The organism is Paraburkholderia caffeinilytica (genome assembly GCF_046030355.1).
Classification (GTDB): Bacteria; Pseudomonadota; Gammaproteobacteria; order Burkholderiales; family Burkholderiaceae; genus Paraburkholderia; species Paraburkholderia caffeinilytica_B.
Genome location: NZ_JAQQCQ010000001.1, coordinates 452912 through 477806, shown reverse-complemented (window position 1 = coordinate 477806; position 24895 = coordinate 452912). Strand labels below are relative to the sequence as shown.

General features: G+C 61.9%; 22 protein-coding genes and 1 riboswitch. Of the genes, 7 read left to right on the top strand and 15 right to left on the bottom strand.

Annotated elements, in window-relative coordinates; all coding sequences use genetic code 11:
* Positions 1-71: 71 nt before the first annotated feature.
* Complete coding sequence (locus PQQ95_RS02095) at positions 72-2039, bottom strand: lytic transglycosylase domain-containing protein (RefSeq protein WP_408434352.1); 1968 nt, start codon at positions 2037-2039, stop codon at positions 72-74.
* Between the two features lie 77 nt (positions 2040-2116).
* Here PQQ95_RS02095 and PQQ95_RS02090 point away from each other — a divergent pair, with 77 nt between their 5' ends.
* The gene (locus PQQ95_RS02090; protein WP_408434349.1) at positions 2117-2659 is read left to right on the top strand and encodes a 5-formyltetrahydrofolate cyclo-ligase; all 543 of its coding nucleotides are present in this window, start codon (positions 2117-2119) and stop codon (positions 2657-2659) included.
* A gap of 57 nt (positions 2660-2716) precedes the next feature.
* On the opposite strand, the gene PQQ95_RS02085 is transcribed toward PQQ95_RS02090, so the two are convergent.
* A complete protein-coding gene (locus PQQ95_RS02085) occupies positions 2717-3229 on the bottom strand; it encodes a winged helix DNA-binding protein (protein WP_054040851.1) in 513 nt (170 codons plus the stop codon).
* Between the two features lie 206 nt (positions 3230-3435).
* Between PQQ95_RS02085 and pxpB the strand changes: the two genes are divergently transcribed.
* From pxpB to PQQ95_RS02060, 5 genes are all read left to right on the top strand, one after another.
* The gene (pxpB, locus tag PQQ95_RS02080; RefSeq protein ID WP_408434346.1) at positions 3436-4089 is read left to right on the top strand and encodes a 5-oxoprolinase subunit PxpB; all 654 of its coding nucleotides are present in this window, start codon (positions 3436-3438) and stop codon (positions 4087-4089) included.
* On the top strand, positions 4086-5138 hold the full coding sequence (locus PQQ95_RS02075; protein WP_408434343.1) for a 5-oxoprolinase subunit C family protein: 1053 nt from the start codon (positions 4086-4088) through the stop codon (positions 5136-5138). The genes pxpB and PQQ95_RS02075 overlap by 4 nt, the downstream gene beginning before the upstream one ends.
* Before the next feature lie 113 nt (positions 5139-5251).
* Entirely contained in the window at positions 5252-6004 is a 753-nt protein-coding gene (gene pxpA, locus PQQ95_RS02070; RefSeq protein WP_408434340.1) for a 5-oxoprolinase subunit PxpA, read from the top strand.
* Between the two features lie 296 nt (positions 6005-6300).
* Positions 6301-7050, top strand: a complete 750-nt coding sequence (locus PQQ95_RS02065; protein WP_408434337.1) for a DUF969 domain-containing protein — start codon at positions 6301-6303, stop codon at positions 7048-7050.
* Positions 7047-8003 carry a DUF979 domain-containing protein gene (locus tag PQQ95_RS02060; protein WP_408434334.1) on the top strand — a complete coding sequence of 319 codons (957 nt, stop codon included), beginning with the start codon at positions 7047-7049 and terminating at the stop codon, positions 8001-8003. Before PQQ95_RS02065 ends, PQQ95_RS02060 begins: the two co-directional genes overlap by 4 nt.
* Before the next feature lie 129 nt (positions 8004-8132).
* On the opposite strand, the gene PQQ95_RS02055 is transcribed toward PQQ95_RS02060, so the two are convergent.
* Positions 8133-9719, bottom strand: coding sequence for a tetratricopeptide repeat protein (locus tag PQQ95_RS02055; RefSeq protein WP_408434331.1), 1587 nt, complete (start codon positions 9717-9719; stop codon positions 8133-8135).
* Between the two features lie 386 nt (positions 9720-10105).
* Here PQQ95_RS02055 and PQQ95_RS02050 point away from each other — a divergent pair, with 386 nt between their 5' ends.
* Positions 10106-11905 (top strand): tetratricopeptide repeat protein, encoded by a 1800-nt coding sequence (locus tag PQQ95_RS02050; protein ID WP_408434328.1) that lies wholly within the window; start codon positions 10106-10108, stop codon positions 11903-11905.
* 92 nt (positions 11906-11997) lie between these two features.
* Here PQQ95_RS02050 and PQQ95_RS02045 read toward each other — a convergent pair whose 3' ends face one another.
* From PQQ95_RS02045 to ahcY, 12 genes are all read right to left on the bottom strand, one after another.
* Positions 11998-12255 carry a BrnA antitoxin family protein gene (locus tag PQQ95_RS02045; RefSeq protein WP_408434325.1) on the bottom strand — a complete coding sequence of 86 codons (258 nt, stop codon included), beginning with the start codon at positions 12253-12255 and terminating at the stop codon, positions 11998-12000.
* A 42-nt stretch (positions 12256-12297) separates the two neighbouring features.
* Positions 12298-12576, bottom strand: coding sequence for a BrnT family toxin (locus PQQ95_RS02040; protein ID WP_408434322.1), 279 nt, complete (start codon positions 12574-12576; stop codon positions 12298-12300).
* A gap of 199 nt (positions 12577-12775) precedes the next feature.
* Positions 12776-13927 carry a TraB/GumN family protein gene (locus tag PQQ95_RS02035; protein WP_408434319.1) on the bottom strand — a complete coding sequence of 384 codons (1152 nt, stop codon included), beginning with the start codon at positions 13925-13927 and terminating at the stop codon, positions 12776-12778.
* Positions 13920-14939 carry a peptide ABC transporter ATP-binding protein gene (locus tag PQQ95_RS02030; protein WP_408434316.1) on the bottom strand — a complete coding sequence of 340 codons (1020 nt, stop codon included), beginning with the start codon at positions 14937-14939 and terminating at the stop codon, positions 13920-13922. Before PQQ95_RS02030 ends, PQQ95_RS02035 begins: the two co-directional genes overlap by 8 nt.
* Positions 14936-15928, bottom strand: coding sequence for an ABC transporter ATP-binding protein (locus PQQ95_RS02025; protein WP_408434548.1), 993 nt, complete (start codon positions 15926-15928; stop codon positions 14936-14938). The genes PQQ95_RS02030 and PQQ95_RS02025 overlap by 4 nt, the downstream gene beginning before the upstream one ends.
* 92 nt (positions 15929-16020) lie before the next feature.
* The gene (locus tag PQQ95_RS02020; protein WP_408434313.1) at positions 16021-16938 is read right to left on the bottom strand and encodes an ABC transporter permease subunit; all 918 of its coding nucleotides are present in this window, start codon (positions 16936-16938) and stop codon (positions 16021-16023) included.
* Positions 16939-17029: 91 nt separating this feature from the next.
* A complete protein-coding gene (locus PQQ95_RS02015; RefSeq protein ID WP_200565234.1) occupies positions 17030-18040 on the bottom strand; it encodes an ABC transporter permease subunit in 1011 nt (336 codons plus the stop codon).
* A gap of 132 nt (positions 18041-18172) precedes the next feature.
* On the bottom strand, positions 18173-19801 hold the full coding sequence (locus tag PQQ95_RS02010; RefSeq protein ID WP_408434309.1) for an ABC transporter substrate-binding protein: 1629 nt from the start codon (positions 19799-19801) through the stop codon (positions 18173-18175).
* Positions 19802-19998: 197 nt separating this feature from the next.
* A complete protein-coding gene (locus PQQ95_RS02005) occupies positions 19999-21642 on the bottom strand; it encodes an ABC transporter substrate-binding protein (RefSeq protein WP_408434306.1) in 1644 nt (547 codons plus the stop codon).
* Between the two features lie 233 nt (positions 21643-21875).
* On the bottom strand, positions 21876-22706 hold the full coding sequence (gene metF / locus PQQ95_RS02000) for a methylenetetrahydrofolate reductase [NAD(P)H] (RefSeq protein ID WP_408434303.1): 831 nt from the start codon (positions 22704-22706) through the stop codon (positions 21876-21878).
* Positions 22707-22717: 11 nt separating this feature from the next.
* Positions 22718-23071: a phage holin family protein gene (locus tag PQQ95_RS01995; protein WP_054040830.1), complete on the bottom strand. Its 354-nt coding sequence runs from the start codon at positions 23069-23071 to the stop codon at positions 22718-22720.
* Between the two features lie 150 nt (positions 23072-23221).
* Positions 23222-24643: an adenosylhomocysteinase gene (ahcY, locus tag PQQ95_RS01990; RefSeq protein WP_408434300.1), complete on the bottom strand. Its 1422-nt coding sequence runs from the start codon at positions 24641-24643 to the stop codon at positions 23222-23224.
* 33 nt (positions 24644-24676) lie between these two features.
* Positions 24677-24811: riboswitch (S-adenosyl-L-homocysteine riboswitch) on the bottom strand.
* Positions 24812-24895: the final 84 nt, after the last annotated feature.

Sequence of the window (24895 nt, the reverse complement as noted above, 5' to 3'; positions counted from 1 at the left end):
TGGAAGCCGCGGCAACGGCTGGCGTGGCGCACCGCCGCATCAGAAGAGATGACGCGGCGGCGGCGCGGCGCTTACGGTGCGATATAACCCAGACGCGCCTTCAGCGATTGCGGACGGCCTTCGAACAATGCCGCGTAGTAGACCGTGTTGGACAACACATTCTTGACGTAGTCGCGCGTTTCCTGGAACGGAATCGCCTCGGCGAAGATCGCGCCTTCAACCGGATGCTGCAACGTTTGCCGCCAGTTGCGCGGACGGCCGGGACCGGCGTTATAACCGGCGGTGGCCAGCACGGCGGACCCGTCGAACTGATTGTAGATCATGGACAGGTAGTTCGTGCCGAGCAGGATATTGGTGTTGATATCGTTCATCTGCTCGCGCGAAATCGGGCCGAGACCGATCTTCTTCGCCACCAGTTGCGCGGTGCCCGGCATCAGCTGCATCAAACCGCTCGCGCCCACTTCCGAGCGCGCGTTCATGATGAAGCGCGACTCCTGACGAATCAGCCCGTATGCCCATTCGACATCGAGCCCATTCGACTGCGCATCGCGCTCGACGATGTCCTTGAACGGCGACAGGTAACGCAGCGAGAAATCGTGCTCGCTCTTCGTGCGGTCCGCCGTGTTCACGGTACGGTCATACAACTCGATGCGGCGCGCGTATTCGGCCACGGCGATCAGTTGCCGGTCGCTCATATTGCGCAGCGGCCAGTTCCATTCTCGATTGCCTTCGAGCCGCAGATTCAACGCATAGAAACGTTGCGCCAGATCGAAGCCCGGCGTATTGCCGGCCTGCTGGACTTCGGCGTCGGTCACCGTGGTTTTAGGCGGCACGGTGATCTTCTGGCCGAGTTCTTCCGAAGCCAGTTGGCCGTAGAAGTTGAAGCCCTGCGAGATCGACTCGAATTCCTGGTTGGCGGTGGTCGTGTCGCCAGCTTGCTTGAGCGCACGCGCGTGCCAGTACACCCACGACGGCTGATTGCGCAACGCCGCCGGCATCTGTTCGATCGACCAGCGCACCATCGTCCAGTCGCCGGCGAGCAGCGCGGTGCGGGTGCGCCATTCGTACGCCGGCGTCGACAGCGGCGCATTCACCGAGAGCCGGTACCAGTCCACCGCGCTCGGCATCTGCTTGACGGCAGCCTGATAGGCAATCGTGCCCCAGCCGATTGCGCGCTCGGGCGAACTCAGCGACGGCGCCACCGAAGCGAACGTGGCCGCGGCCATGGCCGGGTCGTTGCGCGCCATGCGCGTGATCGCGAGTAAGGCGAGTTGGTGCGACTGCGTATCCGGACCGACACCACGCGCCAGCAGTAACGGCGGCGTGCTCGTGGCCTGGCCGAACAGCACCGGATCGGGCGGCTGGTTACTGAGCGCATCAACGAGCTTACTGCCTGTGCCCGTGTAGTTCTGTTCGTACGCAAGGCGAATCTGTTGCCATACGTCGTCGGAACTGAATTGCTGATTGACCGCGAGCGCGGTGACCAGATCGACGCAGCCGTCGCCATACCACTTCGGATCGACCAGCAGCGCGCGCGCCGCGTCAGCGACGTTTTCACCCCGCGCGGCACGCGACTCGAGCGCGTAGCACTTCACCTGCGTATCGTCGTTCAGCACGAAACGCGCGTATTGCTGATCGAAGTTGCGCCAGTCGTGACGCGCACCGAGCACCGTGAGGTAGTCGTTGCGCAAGCGGTCGGCGATGGCCTGGCCGTCGTATTTCTGCAGGAACGACAGCACCGGTGCATCCGGCGCGTCAACGCGCGCATGGCCGCTGGAATCGAACAATTGCGGCTTGAGCTGGAAGTACTCCAGATACGAAGGCGCCGGATAGCTCGGGATCATGCTCGCCAGTTGCGCCGCGCGCGCCGCATCATTATTGCGGGCGGCCTCGCGAAGCTGGACGAAAATCTGGTCGTCGTTCGTCAGTTGAGAAAGGGGAATGGGCTTGACGGCGGAGGCCGTGCTGCACGCGACGAGTGCCGCAGCGGCAAGCGCCAGGCTGGCCGCGCGATATACTCGATAGAGGCGTTTTGACATCGTTGTTTCTGGAGCGCGAATTGAACCCAAGCATAGCATGCAACCCCGTCGCGGAATCGAAAAAGGCACTGCGTCGAATGCTATTGGAAGCAAGGCTACAAGCGGCTTCCGAGCCGGCGCACAACGCCGCGCTCAACCGTCGCATTCTCGATGTGTTGAAGCGCTACGGTGTGAGCAGCGTGGGGTTCTATTGGCCGTTGGCGGGCGAATTCGACGCGCGCGCCGCGATTGCGGTCTGGCTCGCGGCCGACTCGCAACGCGAGGCGAGTTTACCGATCGTCAAGGCGCGCGGTGTGCCGCTCGAATTTCACGCGTGGGCGCCGGACACGGCGATGAAGATCGGTCATCACAAGATCGCCGAGCCCACTTCGGGGCGCGTGGTGGTGCCCGATCTGCTGTTCGTGCCGTGCGTGGGCTTCGACGCCGATGGCTTCCGGCTCGGCTACGGCGGTGGCTACTACGATCGCACGCTGAGCGCATGGCCTAGGTTGAAGAAGCCGGTCACGGTCGGCATCGCCTATGAAGCGTGCCGTACGGACGCCTTGCAGCACGAAGCTCACGACATCCCGCTCGATCTGATCGTGACGGAAGCCGGCCTCTATCCCCAGTCGGAGGGTTAAGCATTTGAAGCGCGCCGTGCGAGGCGTCTCCTTCAACAGCCGTCAAGGCCGCCCCCTTTATAGAGACGCCGCCGCCCGCGCAGCCGTGTCGTACAGTCCCGACGCATTGCGCATCAGTTGCGCTGCCTCGCCAATCTGCTCATTGGTCAGGCCACTTTCCTTCAGCGTCGAAATCAGGCAGCTCTCGCGCACCTCGCGGTATTTCAGACAGAGCTCACGGCCTGCATCGGTCGCCGAGAAGAACACTTCCTTGCCGGTCTTTTCGCTTTTTACATACCCTCTAGCTACGAGCTTCTTCAGCGCGTAAGTGGCGACGTGCGTGTCTTCGATGTTCAGCACGAAGCAGATGTCCGCCAGCTTCTTGCGCCGCTCGCGATGGCTAACGTGGTGCAGCAGCGAGACTTCGATCGCGGTCATGTCCTTTTCGCCGGCCGCGGACATACAGCGCACCATCCATCGATTGAACGCGTTGCCCGCCATGATGAGTGCGTACTCCAGTTCGGACAGCTCCGCGCTGGTGTCAGACACGAGATGTTCCGAGGAAACGATCTTGGTGGGATGGCGCGACATGGTGAAGATTCTCGAGAGACAGGATGGGAAGGTGTCGGGAGTGTACGACGAGGCCACTCATTCCGGGAGCCTGGCGAAAACGCTTATTGATAAATTGTTGATATTTTATTGATAATGTACGCTCCAAACATCGCGGACCCTATGCCGATAAATATCCATAGGGTCCGATATGCTCGATATTTCGACTCGACCTGGGCCATTAAGCGATGAGCCAACCAAGAATCTTTCCGCTCGGCGACTCCGCGCTCGTCTGCGAGGCGCCGCCGCCGGCCACGCTGGACTGCCAGCGTCGCGTGTGGGCCACCGCCCTGGCCGCGCGAGACTGGCCACATGTGCTGGAGGTCGTGCCGGGCATGAACAATCTGACGCTCGTCTTCGATTCGCTCGAAGCCGATCGCGAAGCGCTGGCGAGCCGTCTGCAAACGGCCTGGAGCGAGGTGGGCGACGCGCCCGCGGCCGGCCGTGAAGTCGACATTCCGGTGCAATACGGCGGCGAGTTCGGTCCCGACCTGCAAGCGGTCGCCAATCACACCGGCCTGAGCGTGCGCGAGGTCGTGCAACATCATGCGGATGGCGAGTACGTGGTGTTTTTCCTCGGCTTTCAGCCGGGCTTCGCCTATATGGGCGGTCTCGACAAGGCGCTGCATACGCCGCGCCGTTCGTCGCCCCGGCTGGAAGTGCCGGCGGGGTCGGTCGGCATCGGTGGCGAGCAGACCGGCATTTATCCGGCAACTTCTCCGGGCGGCTGGCAGTTGATCGGCCGCACCGAACTGCCGCTGTTCGATCCGGCTCGCCGTCCGCCCACGTTGCTGCAACCGGGCGACCGGGTGCGTTTTACCATCGCGGGGATACACGCATGATCGATGTGATTCGCGCGGGTCTCCTGACCACGATTCAGGATCTTGGACGCCACGGCTACCGGCATCTCGGCGTCGCGATGGGTGGCGCGCTCGACCGTCTGTCGCTTGAAGTCGGCAACCGGCTGGTCGGCAACCGGCCCGATGCGGCCGGCCTGGAAATTACCTTCGGCCCGACCGTGCTGCGCTTTCTGCGCGCCACACGCGTGGCCATCACCGGCACCGAATTCGGCGCGACGCTCGACGGCAAACCCGTCTATTCATGGTGGAGCCTGCCGGTGCAGGCCGGCCAGGAACTGGTTCTGCAAGCGGCCAAACGCGGCATGCGCGGCTATGTCTGCATAGCCGGCGGCATCGACGTGTTGCCGATGCTCGGCTCGCGCAGCACGGATCTCGCCGGCCATTTCGGCGGATTGGGGGGCCGCGCACTGCGTGACGGCGATCGTCTGCCGGTCGGCGCGCCGCCGCAACGCGGCCACCTCGGCTTTACCCCCGAAGCGCCGGAGTTCGGCGTCAAGGCGCCCGCCTGGTGCAAGTTCGTGCTGGTACACGAACCGCTACGGCGTGGCCGGCACCCGTCCGGCGTGCCGTGGGCCGTGCCGATCCGCGTGCTGCAAGGCCCCGAATACGACAACTTCACCGAAGAAGCGCACGAATCGTTCTGGTCCGACGAATGGCTGGTCACGCCGAACAGCAACCGCATGGGCTACCGCCTCGCCGGCGCTGAATTGAAGCGCACCCGGAAAAGCGATCTGCTTTCGCACGCGGTGTTGCCCGGCACGATTCAGGTCCCGCCGAACGGCCAGCCGATCGTGCTGATGAGCGATGCGCAAACCACGGGCGGCTATCCGAAGATCGGCGCCGTGATCCAGGCCGATCTATGGAAGCTCGCCCAGGTTCGCCTGAACGCTGCCATCCGTTTCATCCCGACGACGCCTTATGAGGCGCGTCAGGCATTGCTGGAAGAACGCACGTATTTGCGGCAGATCGACGCCGCGATTGCCATGCATGAAGAACGCTGCGCACGTCAGACGACGGTCGCGGCGCTGTAATAGTGAGAGTGAGCGCCCCCAACCTGACGCTTCGCATCGAGCCCCCTAGGGGATTTCCTGCGGAGCGAAAAACCTGGGACGGGCCGGCGTTTTCTTAAGCGTAGAGGAACACCATGGAAATCGATTTGAACGCCGACCTCGGCGAAGGCTGCGGCTCCGATGAGGCGCTGCTCGACCTCGTCAGCTCGGCCAACATCGCGTGCGGCTGGCATGCGGGCGGCGCCAATGCCATGCGCGACTGCGTACGCTGGGCGGTGCAAAAAGGCGTGTCGATCGGCGCGCATCCGAGCTTTAACGATCCTGAGAATTTTGGCCGCAAGGAAATGGATTTGCCGGTCAACGACATCTACGCGGGCGTGCTGTATCAGCTGGGCGCCTTGTCGGCGATCGCGCAAGCCGAGGGCGGCCGCATCGCGCACGTCAAGCCGCACGGCGCGCTGTACAACCAGGCCGCGCGCGACGCGAAGATTGCCGATGCGATCGTTTCGGCGGTACACGATTTCGACCCGTCGGTGGCGGTCTTCGCGCTCGCCAACAGCGGACTCGTGACGGCCGCCCGGTCAGCCGGCCTGACCGCCGTCGAAGAAGTCTTCGCCGACCGCGGCTATCGCGCCGACGGCTCGCTAGTGCCACGCAAGGAGCCGGGCGCGCTGCTCGAAGACGAAGACCTGGTGCTGGCGCGCACGCTCGCGATGGTGCGCGAGCGCCGCGTGCAGGCCATCGACGGACGCTGGGTGCCGCTCAACGCTCAAACCATCTGTCTGCACGGCGACGGTCCCCATGCGCTGGCGTTCGCGCGGCGCATTCGCAGCGCGTTAGAGGACGCCGGCATTGAGGTTCACGCGGCCGGTGCCGCGAGCGTCTGATCCGCGCGTCGGCCAACGCGACTCAGACAGCACGATTCAACTGTTACCCCACCCCGAACGCCCCGCTCCATGCGGGGCGTTTGCCAGGTGCAGGACGTATGGCCGTATCCGCAGCAGAACGGCAAATGAGCAGTAGATAAGCGGCGAACGAGCAGCAAACAAGCCGCAGGTGCAGGTGTAGTCGAAGCAACGCGGCCAGCAAGAGCCGTGGCAGCAAGACGGCGCATGGATCCTCAGGCGCCGGCCCACGTTAGCCGCCACAAGCGGCGAGGTTGAAACCCTGTTTGGAGATCCAGATGCAGACAACAGTCAGTCTATGGCCGCTCATTGGCGTGGCCGTCATCATCGTCGGCTTTTTACTCCGGTTCAATCCGATGCTGATCGTGGCGGTGGCCGCGATCATCACCGGTCTGGCCGCGCACTTCCCGCCTGAAAAGATCCTCGCCGAAATCGGCACCGGCTTCATCAAGACGCGCAATATCCCGCTGATCATCCTGCTGCCGCTGGCCGTGATCGGCCTGCTGGAACGGCATGGCCTGCGCGAGCGCGCGCAAGCGTGGATCGGCGGCATCAAGGCAGCGACCGCGGGGCGTTTGCTGATCGTTTATCTGCTGGTACGCGAACTGACCGCCGCTGTCGGGCTGACCGGTCTCGGCGGCCATCCGCAGATGGTGCGTCCGCTGATCGCGCCGATGGCCGAGGGCGCGACTGAAACGCGCTTCGGCAAAATCAGCGACGCGGTCCGCTACAAGCTGCGCGCCTTCTCCGCGGCGACCGACAACGTCGGCCTGTTCTTCGGTGAAGACATCTTCGTCGCGTTCGGCGCAATCGTGCTGATGACGACCTTCCTGAAAGAAGCCGGCATCGTCGTCGAGCCGATTCACGTGGCCGTCTGGGGCATTCCGACCGCGATCTGCGCGTTCATCATTCACGGCTTCCGCCTCTATCTGCTCGACCGCAGGCTCGAACGCGAACTGCGCGGCAATGCCGCAGCGAACACCGCCTCCGTTTCGCCGACGCAACCCGCCGCAGGAGACAAAGCATGACATTCACGATTACCTATCTGTTCTGGCTGCTTGGCGCGGTGCTGCTCGTTATAGGCGGCATGATCGTCACGGATAAAGAGCACCCGCGCCGTTTCACCGCCGGCGGGTTCTGGATTCTTTACGCGCTGATCTTCCTGATCGGCGACAAGCTGCCGCCCTCGGTGGTCGGCGTGCTGGTGATCGTGATGGCGTTGGCTGCGGGCTTCGGCGGCGTAACCGCGGCCAAGCCGAAGCTGCTGTCGCTCGAAGCGCGCAAGGCTAGCGCCGCGCGTCTGGGCAACAAGCTGTTCGTGCCCGCACTGACGATTCCGGTCGTCACCGTGATCATTACGCTGTCGGCCAGTCATCTGATCTTCGGCGGCATGCCGCTGATCGAGAAAGCCAACGTGACGCTGATCGGCTTCGGCATCGGCTGCGTGATCGCCCTGGCGATTGCCTGTGTACTGACGCGCGATACCGTCGGCCAGTCGATGAAAGAGGCACGCCGCCTGGTCGATGCGTTGTCATGGGCCGCGGTGCTGCCGCAGATGCTCGGCATGCTCGGCCTCGTGTTCTCGGACGCCGGTGTCGGCAAGGCCGTCGCTCACGTGACCACGGCTTACATCAGCCTCGACTACCGCTTTATCGCGGTGGCCGTGTACTGCATCGGCATGGCGCTCTTCACGATGGTGATGGGCAACGGCTTCGCCGCGTTCCCGGTGATGACGGGCGGCGTCGGCGTACCGATTCTGGTCGGCGTGTTTCACGGCAACCCGGCGGTGATGGTCGCAATCGGCATGTTCTCGGGATACTGCGGCACGCTGATGACGCCGATGGCCGCAAATTTCAACATGGTGCCGGCCGCGCTGCTGGAGCTACCGGACAAGAACGCGGTGATCAAGGTGCAGATACCCACCGCGCTGACCTTGCTGGTCGTGAACATCTTGCTGCTGAATTTCCTGATGTTCCTGTAGGAGTTTGGATTCACCGCTTCGGCAAATATAGACGAACAATGTGTTCGACCGTGTGGGTTGAAGCGGTGCGATGCGATGCGGTGCGGCTGAGTAAAACAGCGGGCGGGATCAAGACGTGTGATTCACCGGCTAAACGAGACTGCGTGGGTCATCTCTCGCGCTGTCTGACCCAAAGTGCTGCCGCAGGGCTGCAGGAACCTGTTCGAGCACATTGTCCCAGTCGCCCTGTTGCGGCTGGGTGAAGATTCGTACGCTCGGATACCACGGGCTATCCTCGCGATCGTGCAGCCAGCGCCAGCAACCCGCAAAGCGATTGAGCAGCCAGACCGGCTTACCCATTGCTGCGGCCAGATGCGCGACCGACGTATCGACCGAGATCACCAGATCAAGGTTCTCGATCAGTGCGGCGGTGTCCGCGAAGTCGTCGATTTCATCCATCCAGTTTGCCAGACATGTCTCCGTTGCCGGGTCGGCCCGCTTCGCCGGGTCGTCGGTCTTTTGCAAACTGATCCAGCGGATGTGCGGCATGGCGAGCAGCGGCGCCATGTGTGCGGAGGTCATGCTGCGCACCGTGTCCGCGGTAAAACCTGAATGACCTCCGGCCCACACCACGCCTACGCGTGGCAAGTCGGGGTTCGGTAACGCAGCCAGCCGGGCATGCCACCAGGCGGCACGCCCGGCATCGGCATGCAGATAGGTGAAGGCCGGAATGGTGTCCAGCCGCGTGCCGAACGCCATGGGCAACGACATCAGTGGGCAATACCAGTCCCACTCGTCGAAGTCCGGCTCGACGTTTTCGAGTACCGTCACGCCCGGCCAGCGCGCTTCGAACGACTGCTCGTAGAGACGCTTCAAAGGTTGCGGGCAGATGTAGCCGACCTCGGAAAAATGCTCGAGGGCCAACGGCAGATAGCGCACGAACTGCAGACTGTCGCCGAATCCCTGCTCATGAAAGACCAGCAGACGCGGGCGGTGGCGAGCACCCTCGTCGTCCATACGGCTGACGGCGTTCAGATTCTCTCCTTTCCATTGCGGCAACGGCACCGGCGGGCGCTCCGGCGTGGGGCGTCCCTGTCCATCGACCATATTGACCCAGCGGTCTTCGAACAGAGGCCATGCTTCTTCATACTGCCCCGAAGTCAGCAAAACCGTAGCGAGATTGCAGCGGGCACTGAGATAGTCCGGTTTCAACGCAATGGCTCGACGCAAATACCACTCGGCTTCGTCCAACGCACCCAGGTGCTTGGTGACGGTCCCCAGATTGGCATGTGCACCCACATGGTCCGGATCGAGTTCGAGCAGCCTGCGATAAGCGTGTGCCGCGGCCTGGTTGTGCCCCTGCATCTGCAGCGTCAGACCGAGAAAAAAATGGAGTGATGCCGCGTCGGGGTGACGCTCAAGACCGAGTTGCGCAGTGTGCCTGGCAGCGGCGATGGCGTCCGTTTTGATCTGGATGAAGCACTGCAGGTGAAAGGAGGCCGCGTCAGGCTGAGCCTCAAGGGCGCGTTCGGCCCAGCTTTGCGCCGAGTCCATCTGCTTCGATTCGAGCGCCAGCAACGCGTAGGCGAATAACGCACCGCCATGTCTGGGATTGCGCGCGAGGAGCCGGTCGAGAAGTCTCTGTGCCTCGTCGACGTTGCCTGCTTCGCGAGCTGTGTCGGCCGCTTTGTGCAAGGCTGTGATGTCGTCGGGTGAAAGAGAGAAAGGGACTGGCATGATCGGCGAGCAGGTGTGCGTGGAAGGTGCCGTCCGGGTGCCCTGATCGTTGATATCGCTCAGCGCTGCGGACAGGGGTAGGTGATGGACGCCCGCGCAGGCTAAGCGAAAGGCGTGCGTCCGATCGGGGTGTCAATTGTGGGCGCCGCGTGATGCCTCGTCTTTAGGACCGCTCCGAAACGCGCAAGGTGGAAGATCGATTTCGCAATGGCATGAAGTCCACGCGCGGGATCAGCGTTTCCATTCTGACGCACCTGAAAATCGCCGAATTAGGATGTGTCCGATCGTCAGCGTCGACGCCGAACCTTACGCTGGCGGATGGTCTTCCATCCACGTATGCCGCCGCGTGCTAAGCGCGATATCGGCGCCCTCCCTTCCAGGTCCTCATGGAATATCCATCCCGCGTTGACAGTTCGCAGACATCGCCTTCCGCCCACCTAGTTTCGCTTTTCAATACTGCATTCCAAGCTCACCAGGCCGGCCAGTTAGAGGCCGCCGGACCGTTCTACCGCGAAGCCCTCGCTATCGATCCCACTCACGTCGACGCATTGCACTACTACGGCGTGCTGCAGCATCAGCTAGGTGACCATGAGTCTGCCGCCCGGTTGATCAGCGCCGCGCTCCGGATCGACCGGAACAACGCTGCCTGCTGGAGTAACCGCGGTCTCGCCGCCGCCGCACTCGGCCATCAGGAAGAAGCCATGATCTGCTACGACCAGGCCCTACGGTTACAACCGGACTTCGCCGACGCACGCAACAACTTCGGCGTCGCGCTGCAGGCACAAGGCGCCCTGGAAGTCGCAATCGAACAATATCGGCTGGCGCTTTCGGCCGAGCCCGCCTTTGTCGACGCGTACCTGAACCTCGGCACGGCGCTCGCCAAACTGGGGCGTTATGACGAGGCACTCGCCTGCTACCGGAGCGCGTCGTCGCTCGATCCTCATTTGGCCGAGGTGCATTTCAACGCGGGCAACGCGTACAACGCGCAAGGCCGGCACACTGAAGCGATCGCCAGTTTCGAGCAGGCTTTGGCGCTCCGTCCTCAGTACGCAGAGGCACACATCAACCTGGGCAGCCTGATCGGCAAGCTCGGCGACTACGCCGGCGCAGAATCGCAATATCGCCGGGCGGTGGCGCTCAAGCCGAATCCCACGAATCTGGTTTGCCTCGGCGGATCGCTCGGCGCGCAGGGCCGCCTCGACGAAGAGGAAGGCTTCTATCGCCATGCGCTGGAACTCGATCCCCACTACGCGGATGCGCATCAGAACCTCGCGTGGCTGTTGCTCAAGCGCGGCGATTACAAGCAGGGTTGGGCCGAGTTTGCGAAGCGCTGGCGCAAAAGCGACTACGAGGCAATCGCCGTACCGGGTGTTGCCGAGTGGCGTGGCGAGCCGCTCCAGGGGCGCCGTCTGTTGCTGGTCGGTGAACAGGGTTTCGGCGACCACTTCCAGTTTCTGCGCTATGTGCGAGTGCTAGAACAACTCGGCGCCACGGTGGATATCTGCGTGCGCGAACCGCTGCTGCCGTTGGTCGAGCGCATCCCGGGCGTGCATCGCGCATTCAGCGGCAAGCCCGACGGTCAGTACGATTTCTGGGTGCCAATGATGAGCGTGCCCTCCTGCGTCGGCACAGAACTGTCGACTATTCCCGCTGAAGTGCCTTATCTATTCGCCGAGCAAACGAAGATCAAGGCATGGCGCAAGCGAGTGGACGCTGCAGGCAAATCGAAACGCAAGGTGGGGCTGGTGTGGGCCGGCAGCCCGACGTTCGGCAACGACCGCTACCGGTCGATGACGCTCGCCGATCTGAACGTGCTAAGCGAACTGGAGAACGTGGCGTGGTTTCCGCTGCAAAAGGGCATAGCACACGATCAATTGGCCGGTGCGCCCGACGCTTTCCGCACTCACGATTTCACCGCGGATCTGAAGAGCTTCGACGATACGGCCGCGCTCATCATGAATCTCGATCTGGTGATCGCCGTGGACACCGGTGTAGCGCACCTGGCCGCAGCCTTAGGCAAACCGGTATGGGTGCTGCTGCCCGCCAACTCGGACTGGCGCTGGCTGGAAGCGCGCAACGATACGCCGTGGTATCCGGAGATGAAATTATTCCGGCAAACGCTGCTGGGCGACTGGGCGACGGTGGTCAACCGTGTGTCGGAAGAACTGCGCAGCGGTAGTCTATAAACCCTACGCTGCGCAGATTTCAGATGTTTCTGCGCAGCGCCTTCTTAACGCATGCTTGTTCTTGCACAGACAGAACGCCACGGCACCGTATCTTAAGGACGACGGCGCTGCTGCGCCAGCATGTAGGCGCGCAACAATTTGTTGATGCGCGTCTGATAGCCGGCCCCCTGCTCTTTGAACCAGTTCAATACGTCCGCATCCAGGCGCATCGTCACCGCCTGTTTCGGCGGAACGTGCAGTTCGGCGCGATCAAAAAAGTCGTCGCCCAGTTCAGGCACTTCGCTCGTATCGATTTGCGCGTCATCTGCCTTTGCAAGTCGTTTCCAGTCGGTTCCCGTTGCTTTACCCATAATTTCGCCTCTGCTCGTTTCCAGCTATTGCCACGGTGCAAGTCAATTCCAGACGCTGTACTTGTAGCGCTTGACCTCGTGCTTCGTCGCCTTGCGGGCCGAAATGATACGGATCACATCCGCATAGCGTTCAACGTACACCACCACACCTACGATGGCGGCCATCCAGCCTAGCGCGATCCAGCGATCCTCACCGTAGTCTTCCCGCTGATCTATCGCTGTCAGCACAGGATGATCGAACACGTCGATAGCATCTCTAAAGTCGATGCCATGCTTACGAATGTTGATTTGATTTTTGACTTCGTCCCATTCAAACTGCACACAGCACCTGTATTGACGTCTGTACATACATCATAGCACGCATGGTGTGCTATGTCCGCGTGAGCCGCGAGCAGTTTGCGACGCACGTCAACGTCGGACTGGCTGTTTAAATAGCGGTTCATGGTCTGGCCGAACGGCCTATCCCGGTTAGGACTGCGGTTGGCCACTACGCGTATCTCGCGTCAGGCCGGAACGCATCTCACCCCGCCTCCACCACGAATCCATGCTGCCGCAAAAGCTGCAGCACGCCCTTGCGGCCACCCAGATGCAACGCGCCGATTGCCACGAACACGGGCTTGTTCGGCCCGGCGATCAGCAGCATCCGTGACACAAAACGCCGGTTGCGCTCGTACACGATCCGGTTGTCGATCGAATCGGAGATCCGCTTGTCGCGCGCCAGTTTTTCGGACTTCGCGGCTTGCCACGCCGCAATCGCGTCGGCATCACCCACTCGCCACAGCCGATGCAACGTCTTCACATCGTCGACGTTTTCCGCGGGCGTCTGCATCAGGTCCTGCGCGAGCATTTCGCGCTGCTGCGCGAGCGTGAGTCCGGTGAACGCTCGCATTTGCTGTGGCAAGGTCTCGAGACCGACGATCTTGCCGCGCGTCCTGATATACACGTTCTGCAATTGCGCTTCCGTGCCGTACTCGGTCTGCAAGCCGGCACTCAACGAATCGTAGGTTTCGACCACCAGGGACGCGAGCCACGGCCGCATCTTCTTGATTTCATCCTGCGCCGCGGGATTGCCGCGCAGCCGCAAGGCGAGCTTGCGCCACAAAGGTTCGGGCAGCAGACCTGGCAGACAGTCGCGTCGGCATACGCCGTACTTCGACACGTCGTCTTGCGAGACCAGCAGTTCGTCGGGTGAGAGTTCGAGCGCCAGCGTCGGCGAAGCCACCAGCGCGCCGAGGATCGGCGCGCGGAACGGCTGCCCGGGCGGATAGTCGGCGGGGTCGCCGACATGCAACGTGCCGAGCACGTAGATGGTCGTGGTGCCGCGTGTCGCGACATAAAACGGCATGCGCGCCGGCTGCGCGCGCACCGGACCGCTTGCCGTGGTGCCAGGTGTAGCGGGCGGCGGATTGAAGCCCGGCAAGGTGGCGCGTGGCGGCGCCGGCAGACTGGGCACCGGCATCGCCGGCCGCCCTGCCTGAGCGGGCGCATTAGCGGCCGCGCCAGCCGCATGCGCGAGACCGATCGGCCCCGCGCCCAGGTGAAAAGCAGAACAGACGCCGAGGAGCGCGGCACCGGTTAGTGCAAACGCTCCCCAGCGCCGCGCGAAAGCAGCGTGGCGGCCACCATCACGCGAGCGGCGCGCAAGACGACGCGCCGCCACTGCATCAGGCATCCATGTCCCCCACCTCCTCGGCGCGGTGACACGACACCTGACGGCCATCCACTTCACGCAGCTTCGGTTCTTCGCTGCGGCAGCGGTCGATCGCATACGGGCAGCGCTGATGGAACGTGCAGCCCGACGGCGGATTCAGCGGCGACGGCATTTCGCCCTGCAGCTTGATCTTGATGGTGCGATCCGCTTCGAAGATCGAAGGCGTGGCCGACATCAGCGCGCGCGTGTACGGATGACGCGGATTCGAGAAAATCCGCTTCTTGTCGCCGAGCTCCGCCACGCCGCCGAAATACATCACCATCACATCGTCGGCGATATGCTCCACCACCGAGAGGTTGTGCGAGATGAATACGTAGCTGGTCTTGAACTGCGCCTGCAAATCCATGAACAGATTGAGAATCTGCGCCTGGATCGACACGTCGAGCGCGGACACCGGTTCATCGGCCACCACGATCTGCGGATCGAGGATCATCGCGCGCGCAATCGCCACGCGCTGCCGCTGGCCGCCCGAGAACATATGCGGATAGCGCTTGGCATGTTCCGGGCGCAGGCCGACCGTGCGCATCATCTGCGCGATCCGTTCGGCGCGTTCGGTCGTGCTCAGTTGCGTGTTGATCGCGAGCGGTTCGCCGAGCGTCTGCTCGACCGTCTTGCGCGGATTCAGCGAGGCAAACGGATTCTGGAACACCATCTGCACGCGCCGCCGCAGCGCCGCGATCTTCGCGTGATCGGCGCCCGCCACATCTTCACCGTCGATCAGCAGGCGCCCCGCGCTGGGCTTTTCGATCATGGTCAGTTGGCGCGCGAGGGTGGATTTTCCGCAGCCGGATTCACCCACCACTGCCAGGGTCTTGCCGCGTTCGAGCGCAAACGACACGCCGTTCAAAGCCTTGACCGTGCCCTGGCTGAACATGCTGCGCTTCACCGTGTAGTAACGCGCAAGCTTGTCGGCAACCAGCACGTGATCGCCCGCATGGTCCGACTGGCGCCGCGGTTCGAGTACTGCGTTCATCGTGCGCCTCCATGGGTGTGAACGTTGGCGTCGCCGCTCAGGTTCAGGGGTTTGATGCAGCGCACGCGCGCCACTTCCGCGTGGCCTTGCATCGGCGTCAAGGCCGGTCGCGCCTTCATGCAATCGTCGACCACATACTTGCAACGCGGTGCGAACAGACAGCCTTTCGGACGATCATCACGCCCCGGCACCATGCCCGGCAGTGCGGCGAGCCGCACTGCGCCGACGTTGTGTTCCGGAATCGCCGCCAGCAACGCTTCCGTGTACGGATGATGCGGCGCGGCGAAGATGTCCGGCACGCGGTTCGTTTCGATCACTTCGCCAGCGTACATGACCGCGACACGCTGCGCGACCTCGGACACCACCGCCAGATCGTGCGAGATCAGCACGAGCGCCATGCCGCGTTCCTTCTGCAGCTTGATCAGCAACTCCATGATCTGCGCCTGGATCGTCACGTCGAGCGCGGTGGTCGGTTCGTCGGCGATCAGCAGCTTCGGGTTGCAGGCAATCGCCATCGCGATCATCACGCGCTGGTTCATGCCGCCCGACATCTGATGCGGGAACGACGTAATACGGCTCTTCGCGTCAGGAATGCCGACCTGGTCGAGCAACTCCAGCGCGCGTTTGTCCAACGCGCTGCCGCGCAGGCCTTCGTGCAGCTTGAGCACTTCCTTGATCTGATAGCCGACCGTGTAGCTCGGATTCAGACTGGTGAGCGCGTCCTGGAACACCATCGCGATATCTTTGCCGATGATCTTGCGGCGTTCCTTGGCCGACGCCTTCAGCAGACTCTTGCCGTTGAAGGTGATTTCGTCAGCGGTGACCTTGCCGGGCGCGTCGATCAGGCCCATTAGCGCCATCATCGTCACGCTCTTGCCCGAACCCGATTCGCCGACTACGCCGACTACTTCGCCCGGCGCGACATCGAGGTTGATCCGATCAACTGCGGGCAGTCCGTTGAAATTTACCGCGAGATTGCGGATGGTCAACAAATTGCTGTCAGTACGCGCGCGGCCGCCCGAAGTGGGCTGACCCGCCCCCTCGGGGGGCAGTGAATGAAGTGAACGTGGGGGTTGTTCCATCATGCCATCCGTTTCAGTTTGGGATCGAGCGCGTCGCGCAGCCCGTCGCCGAGCAGATTGATCGCGAGCACAGAGATCAGGATGGAGAGACCCGGCATCGTGACGATCCACCAGGCGCTGTCGATATAGTCACGCGCCGAGGCCAGCATCGCGCCCCACTCCGCCGACGGCGGTTGCACGCCGAGACCGAGGAAGCCGAGCGCAGCGGCATCGAGAATCGCCGACGAAAAACCCAGCGTAGCCTGCACGATCAACGGTGCGGTGCAGTTCGGCAGCACTTGCGAAAACATCAGGCGCAACGTGCCCGCGCCAGCAACCCGCGAAGCCGTCACATATTCTTTCTGCAATTCGCCTTGCGCCGATGCGCGCGTCAAACGCACATATCCCGGCAGCGCGACGATCGCGATGGCCAGCATCGTATTGACGAGACCCGGACCGATGATCGCGACCACCGCAACGGCCAGCAGCAGCGAGGGCAACGCGAGCAGCACGTCCATGATGCGCATGATCGGCGTATCGGCCCATTTCTCGAAGAACGCCGCGATCAGGCCGAGCACGATGCCCGGAATCAGCGCGAGCACCACCGAGACAAAGCCGATCCAGAACGACAGCCGCGCACCGTACATCAAACGCGAGAGGATGTCGCGGCCCGCTTCGTCAGTGCCGAGAACAAACTTCCAGTTGCCGCCGTCGAGCCAGGCGGGCGGGATCTTCACGGAGTCGCGATACTGCTCGATCGGGCTATGCGGCGCGATCAACGGCGCGAAGATCGCGATGAAGATCAACACCAGCACAACGAGGCCGGCAGCAACCGCACCACGGTTACGCGAGAAATTCGCCCAGAATTCGCGGGCGGCTATAGCACGGCCACTGGGTGGAGTGACCGATTGGGGGACTGTATTTTGTATGTCTGCCATGATCGTTCATGCCTCCCGCAGCGCCGCCTCAAGGGTGGCATGCGCCCCCTCGGAAGGCAGCGAACGTAAGTTTGCGTGGGGGTTCATATTCTCACCTCGTATGGCGAATGCGCGGGTTCAGCACGCCGTACAGCAGATCGACGACGAGGTTCACAACGATCACCAGCGTAGCGATCATCAGAATACCGCCCTGCACCACCGGATAATCGCGCCGGCCGATCGCGTCGATCAGCCACTTGCCGATACCCGGCCACGAAAACAGCGTCTCCGTCAGCACGGCGCCCGCGAGCAACGTGCCGACCTGCAAGCCGATCACGGTCACGACCGGAATCAGCGCATTACGCAATGCATGCACAACGATCACGCGACCAGGCGACAAACCCTTCGCACGCGCCGTGCGAATGTAGTCTTCGCGCAGCACTTCGAGCATCGACGAGCGCGTCATCCGCGCGACCACCGCCAGCGGAATCGTGCCGAGCACAATGGCCGGCAAAATCAGGTGACTGACCGCGGATTTGAACGCGCCTTCGTCGGTGGACATCAACGCGTCGATCAGCATGAAGCCGGTCACGTGCGGAATGTCGTATTCGACTGCGATGCGGCCCGACACCGGCGTCCAGCCAAGGTCGACGGAAAAAAACATGATGAGGATCAAGCCCCACCAGAAAATCGGCATCGAATAGCCGGTCAGCGCCGTACCCATCACGCCGTGATCGACCACCGTGCCGCGCCTGAGCGCCGCGAACACGCCCGCCGGCAGGCCGACGATCAGCGCGAACAGCATGGCGCAGATCGACAGTTCGACGGTAGCGGGAAATCGTGCGAGGAATTCGCCCATCACGCTGGTATTGGTGATGATCGAGGTGCCGAGGTCGCCGTGCATGGCGCGACCGATGTAGTGAACGTATTGCATCGGCAAGGATTCGTCGAGCCCGAGGCGGTGCATCGCGGCGGCATGCATGGCGGGATCGACGCCGCGCTCGCCCATCATCACTTCGATGGGGTCGCCCGGAATCAGGTGAATCAGCGCAAACGCGAGGATCGTGATGCCGATGAATGTCGGTATCACCATGCCGATGCGGCGCAAAACAAAGCGGAACATGGTTCGTCCCTATGGTCTTGATGAAGAAAAAACGCAACCGGCGACGAGGGCTTGTGACCCCGGTCGCCGGACCATTTCGACCAGTTTTCTAACCGTGCGAAAAGCTACTGCGTAAGCTTTACTGTATGACTTTTACTTGACGCTAACGCCGTCAAAGCGCGCGTAGCCAAGCGGCTCGATACGCATGTCGACGACCTTCTTGCTGACCGGCTGATAAACAGTCGAGTGCGCAATCGCCGAGAACGGCAGTTGCTGCGCGAAAATCTGCTGCGCCTGCATGTAAGCCGTCGTGCGCGCGCCCTGATCGGACGTGACGCGACCCTTCTGGATCAGATCGTCGAACGGCTTGTAGCACCACTTCGAGAAGTTGTTGCCGTTCACCGCTTCACAGCCGAGCAGCGTGCCGAGCCAGTTGTCCGGATCGCCGTTGTCGCCGGTCCAGCCGATCAGCATCGTGTCGTCTTCCCCTGCGTGAGCGCGCTTGATGTACTCACCCCATTCGTACGTGACGATCTTCGCCTTCACGCCGATCTTGGCCCAGTCGGCTTGGATCATTTCCGCCATCAGACGGGCGTTCGGGTTGTAGGCGCGTTGCACCGGCATCGCCCACAGCGTGATGTCGAAGCCGTTCGGATAACCGGCCTTGGCCAGCAGCGCTTTGGCCTTGTCCGAATCGAAGGATGCGCCCTTCAGATTCTTGTCGTACGACCATTGGGTCGGCGGCATCGGATTCGTCGCGGCCTGGCCTGCGCCTTGATACACCGATTCGATGATCGCCTTCTTGTTGATCGCCATGTCGAGCGCCTGACGCACTTCGACCTTGTCGACCGGCTTGTGGGTCACGTTGTACGCGAGATAGCCGAGGTTGAAGCCCGGCTGCGACGGCATGTCGATATTCGCTTCAGCCTTCAGCGGCGCGATGTCGGCCGGACGCGGGTAGCTCATCACCTGGCATTCGTCACGCTTGATCTTCTGCACGCGCACGCCGGCGTCCGGCGTGATCGAGAAGATCAGCTTCGAGATCTTCACTGCGTTCGGCTTCCAGTAATCCGGATTGCCGTCGAAGCGGATCGTCGCGTCTTTCGTATAGCTGCGGAAGATGAACGGGCCCGTGCCGACCGGATACTGGTTGATGTCGGCGGCCTTGCCGGCCTTCAGCAACTGGTCGCCGTATTCGCCCGACAGAATCGACGCGTATTCCATCGCCAGATTCTGGATGAACGGTGCGTTGACTTCCTTCAGCGTGAACTTGACCGTGTACGGATCGACCTTTTCGACGCTGGTGATCAGCTTGTCGAGACCCATGTCGGTGAAGTACGGGAACTGCACCGGATAGGCCTTATGGAATGCCGAGTTCGGGTCCAGCATGCGCTGGAACGTGAACACGACGTCGTCCGCATTGAATTCGCGCGTCGGCTTGAAGAACGACGTGGTCTGGAACTTCACGCCATGACGCAGGTGGAACGTGTACGTCTTGCCGTCCGCGGAGACTTCCCATTTTTCGGCGAGGCCCGGCTCGACCTTGGTGCCACCGCGCTCGAATTCGACGAGGCGGTTATAGACGGTGAACGTGTTAGCCGTGAAATCGGTGCCAGTCGTGTACTGGGCCGGATCGAAACCCGCAGGGCTGCCTTCTGAGCAGTAAACGAGTGTCTTGTTCGGGATCTCGGCGCGCGCGCTGTTCGCGCCCACCAACGATGCCGCTGCAGCTGCGACGAGCGTCGTAACACGCGCGGCGCGCAACAGGTTGTTTTGCTTCATGTTTCCTCCAGGTTCGGGGCCGGCTTCCGCCGGCGTAGCGCGATCTTACTTGAGCTTGGCTCACAGCAACAAGCGGAGGAAAATACTCCTGTTGACGATCGGAAACCAATCAGGCATAAGGACGGCCGCACGCCGGCGCTGGCCGGAGCGTGCGGCTGTCGCGAGGCGGGCGCCGCAGGAAGGCGGCCCGCTCGCGCTTATTTCAGGCCGACGTTCATGAACTGCGTCGGGCCGAACGGATCGATCTTGAAACCCGTGACGTCTTTGCTGATCGGCTGATACACCGTCGAGTGGGCGATCGGCGTGAACGGAACCTGCTGTTTGAAGATTTCCTGCGCCTCCACATAGGCCTTGGTTCGCTCGGCAAGATCGGTGGTGCCACGGCCTTTCCTGATCAGATCGTCGAAAGGTTTGTAGCACCATTTGGAGAAATTGCTGCCCTTCACCGCGTCGCAGCCGAGCAACACACCAAGCCAATTGTCAGGATCGCCGTAGTCTCCCGTCCAGCCGATCAGGATTGCCTCGTGCTCGCCAGCATGGGCGCGGCGAATGTACTCACCCCACTCGTACGTCGCAATCGTCACCTTGACACCGATCTTCGCCCAGTCGGCCTGCAGCATTTCGGCCATCAGCCGGGCGTTCGGGTTGTAGGGCCGCTGGACAGGCATGGCCCACAGGGTCAGGTCGAAGCCGTCCGGGTAGCCGGCCTCCTTCAGCAACGCCTTGGCCTTGTCGACGTCGTAAGGCGCATCTTTCAGATTTTTGTCGTAGCCCCATTGGGTTGGCGGCATGGGATTCGTCGCAATCTGCCCGGCGCCCTGGTACACCGACTCGATGATCGCCTTCTTATTGACCGACATATCCAGCGCGCGTCGCACCAGCACGTTGTCGAGCGGCTTTTTCGTCGTGTTGTACCCGAGGATGCCCAGATTGAAACCGACCTGGCTCGGCAGCGCCAGCGACGTATCAGTCTTGATCTGCGGAATATCCGCAGGACGCGGGTAGCTCATCACCTGACATTCTCCGCGCTTCAGCTTCTGCAGCCGCACCGCCGGATCCGTGGTGATCGCGAAGATGAGCTTGCCGACCTTCACGACGCCCGGCTTCCAGTAATCCGGATTGCCGTCGAAGCGGATCGTGTCGTCCTTCGTATAGCTGCGGAAAATGAACGGCCCGGTGCCGACGGGAAATTGGTTGATATCAGATGCCTTGCCAGCTTTCAGCAGTTGATCCGTGTACTCCGCCGACAGAATCGACGCGAACGGCATCGCGATCTGCTGCAGGAACGGTGCATCCACCTCCTTTAGCGTGAAACGTACCGTGTACGGATCCAGCTTCTCGACCTTGGCGATGTTCTTTGCCAGTCCGAGATCGACGAAGTAGGGAAACGGCACCGAGTACGCCTTACGGAACGGCTGGTCGGGATCCAGCATTCGCTGGTAAGTGAAGACGACGTCGTCGGCATTGAATTCGCGAGTCGGCTTGAAGAACGAGGTGGTCTGAAACTTCACCCCATGCCGTAGATAGAACGTGTATTGCAGGCCGTCCTGCGACACATCCCACTTCTCAGCGAGACCCGGCTCGATATCGGTACTGCCGTGCGCGAACTCGACAAGCCGGTTATAGACGGTGTACGAGGCGGCGGTGAATTCAACGCTGGTGGTGTACTGCGCAGAATCGAAGCCCGCGGGACTGCCTTCGGAGCAGAACACGAGGGTTTTGTCGGGCAAGGTGGCCGCGCCGGCTGCTGCGGGCGCGACGCCCGCAGCCAGAACAGCGCAGGCGCTCAAGACGGGAAGGCAGGTATGGCGAACTGCAAACAGCAATCGGGATACTGTCATCACGTTCTCCGCACAGCAGCCACGTCAGCTGCGCTTCGATCATAGACAGCACAAAAATCGGGTTCAATGCGGGCTTATACGCCGCAGGGAAACACCTGGCGGCGCATGTCTGCTGCAACGCAGCAAAGGCTTGAAGCGCGGAATGTCCGAGCTCCCCAAACGGTAGACCTCCGGCGAAAAAAAACCGCGCGGCTGGGTAAGCCGCGCGGTTTTTGGACAACGGTGCTGGCCGCTTAAGCGCCCAGCCGTTCGCAGATCGCCTTGGTCGCCGCAGCGCCGTTAAGCGTGTAGAAGTGGAGGCCCGGCACCTTCGCGTCGATGAGACGGCCGCACAGGTCGGTCACCACATCCAGCCCGAACGCGCGAATCGACTCGCGATCGTCGCCGAAGCTTTCCAGACGGCGTGCGACCCAGCGCGGCACTTCCGCGCCGCACATCTCCGAGAAACGCATCAGTTGCGAGAAGTTCGTGATCGGCATGATGCCTGGCACGATCGGCACGTCCACGCCGAGCTTCTTCGCGTCGTCGACAAAACGGAAGTACGCGTCGGCGTTGAAGAAGTACTGCGTGATCGCCGAATTGGCGCCGGCCTTCACCTTGTTGGCGAAGTTTTCCAGATCGTGACGCGGCGAGCGCGACTGCGGGTGGTACTCCGGATAGCCGGCCACCTCGATCCAGAACCAGTCGCCGAATTCGGCGCGGATAAAGCTCACCAGTTCCGACGCATAACGCAGTTCGCCGACTTCGCCCATGCCGGACGGCAGATCGCCGCGTAGCGCGACGATATGACGGATGCCATGTGCGCGGTACTCGTTGAGGATCGCGCGCAGGCTCTCTTTCGAGGAGCCGATGCACGATACGTGGGGCGCCGCTTCGAGCCCTTCCTTCGCCATATCGACGACGGTGTCGAGCGTGCCCTGTTGCGTCGAGCCGCCGGCACCGAACGTGACGGACACGAACTTGGGCTTGAGCGACGCAAGCTGCGCACGGGTGGCGCGCAGCTTGTCGACGCCTTCCTGCGTTTTCGGCGGGAAGAATTCGAATGAAAGTTCGATCGGGTTCATGATTCAGTAGATCAACCGAGACTGCGGTTGCCGAAAATAAGCGCGGACAGCAGCCACGAAACGATGCTGTACAGGATCGAGCCGAAGAACGCCGACCAGAAACCCGATACTTCGAACCCCTTCAGCAGCGACGCGCACAGCCAGAAGCACAGCGCATTGACCACCAGAATGAAGAGTCCGAGCGTGACGATCGTGACGGGCAGCGTCAACAGGATCAGCACCGGGCGCAGGATCGTATTGATCAACCCGAGCACCACCGCGACGATCAAGGCGGTGCCGAAACTGCGGATATGAATCGACGGCACCAGATAGGTGATGATCAGAAGCGCAAGCGCGTTGATCAGCCAGGTCAGCAGCACGGTCATGTAGAGCTCCTTTGGCAGGGTGTCCGATAACGGGAAAAGCGCGGAATGGGGCGGGCATGGCGAACAAAGCGGCGCCTTGCGCGCCGCTTTGTCGTCAAACTGTCATGCGTTAAACCGCCCGCACGCTTGATGCTACCTGGACGCGGTTACTTAGTAGCGGTAGTGGTTCGGCTTGAACGGACCGTTCTTGTCGACACTGATATAGCTCGCCTGGTAGTCCGACAGCACCGTCAGTTCTGCGCCGATACGTCCCAGATGCAGACGCGCGACCTTTTCATCAAGGTGCTTCGGCAAAACATAAACCTTGTTTTCGTACTTGTCGCCGTGCACGAACAACTCGATCTGCGCGATCGTCTGGTTCGTAAACGATGCCGACATCACGAACGACGGGTGGCCCGTTGCGCAACCCAGGTTCACCAGACGCCCTTCAGCCAGCAGAATCACGCGCTTGCCATCCGGGAAAATGATGTGGTCGACTTGCGGCTTGATGTTTTCCCACTGGTACTGGCGGGTCGAGGCAACGTCGATTTCCGAATCGAAGTGACCGATATTGCAGACAATCGCGTTGTTGCGCATGGCCGCCATATGATCGTGGCCGATCACGTGGAAGTTGCCCGTTGCCGTCACGAAGATGTCGGCCTTGTCTGCCGCGTATTCCATCGTCACGACGCGGTAGCCTTCCATCGCTGCTTGCAGCGCGCAGATCGGATCGATTTCCGTGACCCACACCGTGGCGCCCAGACCGCGCAGCGATTGCGCGCAGCCCTTGCCCACGTCGCCGTAACCAGCCACAACCGCGATCTTGCCCGCGATCATCACGTCGGTTGCGCGCTTGATACCGTCGACCAGCGATTCACGGCAGCCATACAGGTTGTCGAATTTCGACTTGGTGACCGAATCGTTCACGTTGATAGCCGGGAACGGCAGGCGCCCTTCCTTTTCCATCTGATACAGACGATGCACGCCCGTCGTGGTTTCTTCCGTCACGCCCTTGATATGCGCGAGACGCGTGGAGTACCACACCGGATCCGCATCCAGATGACGGGCAATCGACTTGTACAGCGCGACTTCTTCTTCGTTTTCCGGCTTCGAGATCACCGAACGGTCTTTCTCAGCCTTCGAGCCGAGGATCAGCAGCAACGTGGCGTCGCCGCCGTCGTCGAGGATCATGTTGGCGAATTCGCCATTCGGCCATTCGAAAATGCGGTGCGAGAACTCCCAGTATTCGTCGAGCGATTCGCCCTTGAATGCGAACACCGGCACGCCGCCTTCCGCAATCGCGGCGGCTGCATGATCCTGCGTCGAGAAGATGTTGCACGATGCCCAGCGAACGTCCGCGCCGAGTGCCGTCAGGGTTTCGATCAGCACGCCGGTTTGAATCGTCATGTGGAGCGAACCCGCAACGCGCGCGCCCTTCAGCGGCTGCGAGCTCTTGTATTCCTCGCGGGTCTGCATGAGGCCGGGCATTTCGGTCTCAGCGATATTCAGTTCCTTGCGGCCCCAGGCTGCAAGCGACATATCGGCGACGAGGAAATCCTGCTTGGAATTTGAATCGAGAACTGCGGCGTTCATCACGCCCTCCTTTCTAAAAAATTGACTAGAAATTTGACGTGAGCGCGGTTCGATGCGGTGGATGGGAGCGCAATGCGCATCCTGGCCCTCCGATTGAAGCCTCCGAGCCTGGCGGGCGGCCGGCGAACATGATGATTCGCGGTACCCGTCGCAACGCTCCTCGAAGACGAACGGCGATTGTAGCAAATCGAGATGGCTTCGGGGTGTGGATCGGATCAGCTGGACGTGATCCGGGAGGGTAGCCGTGGCGGG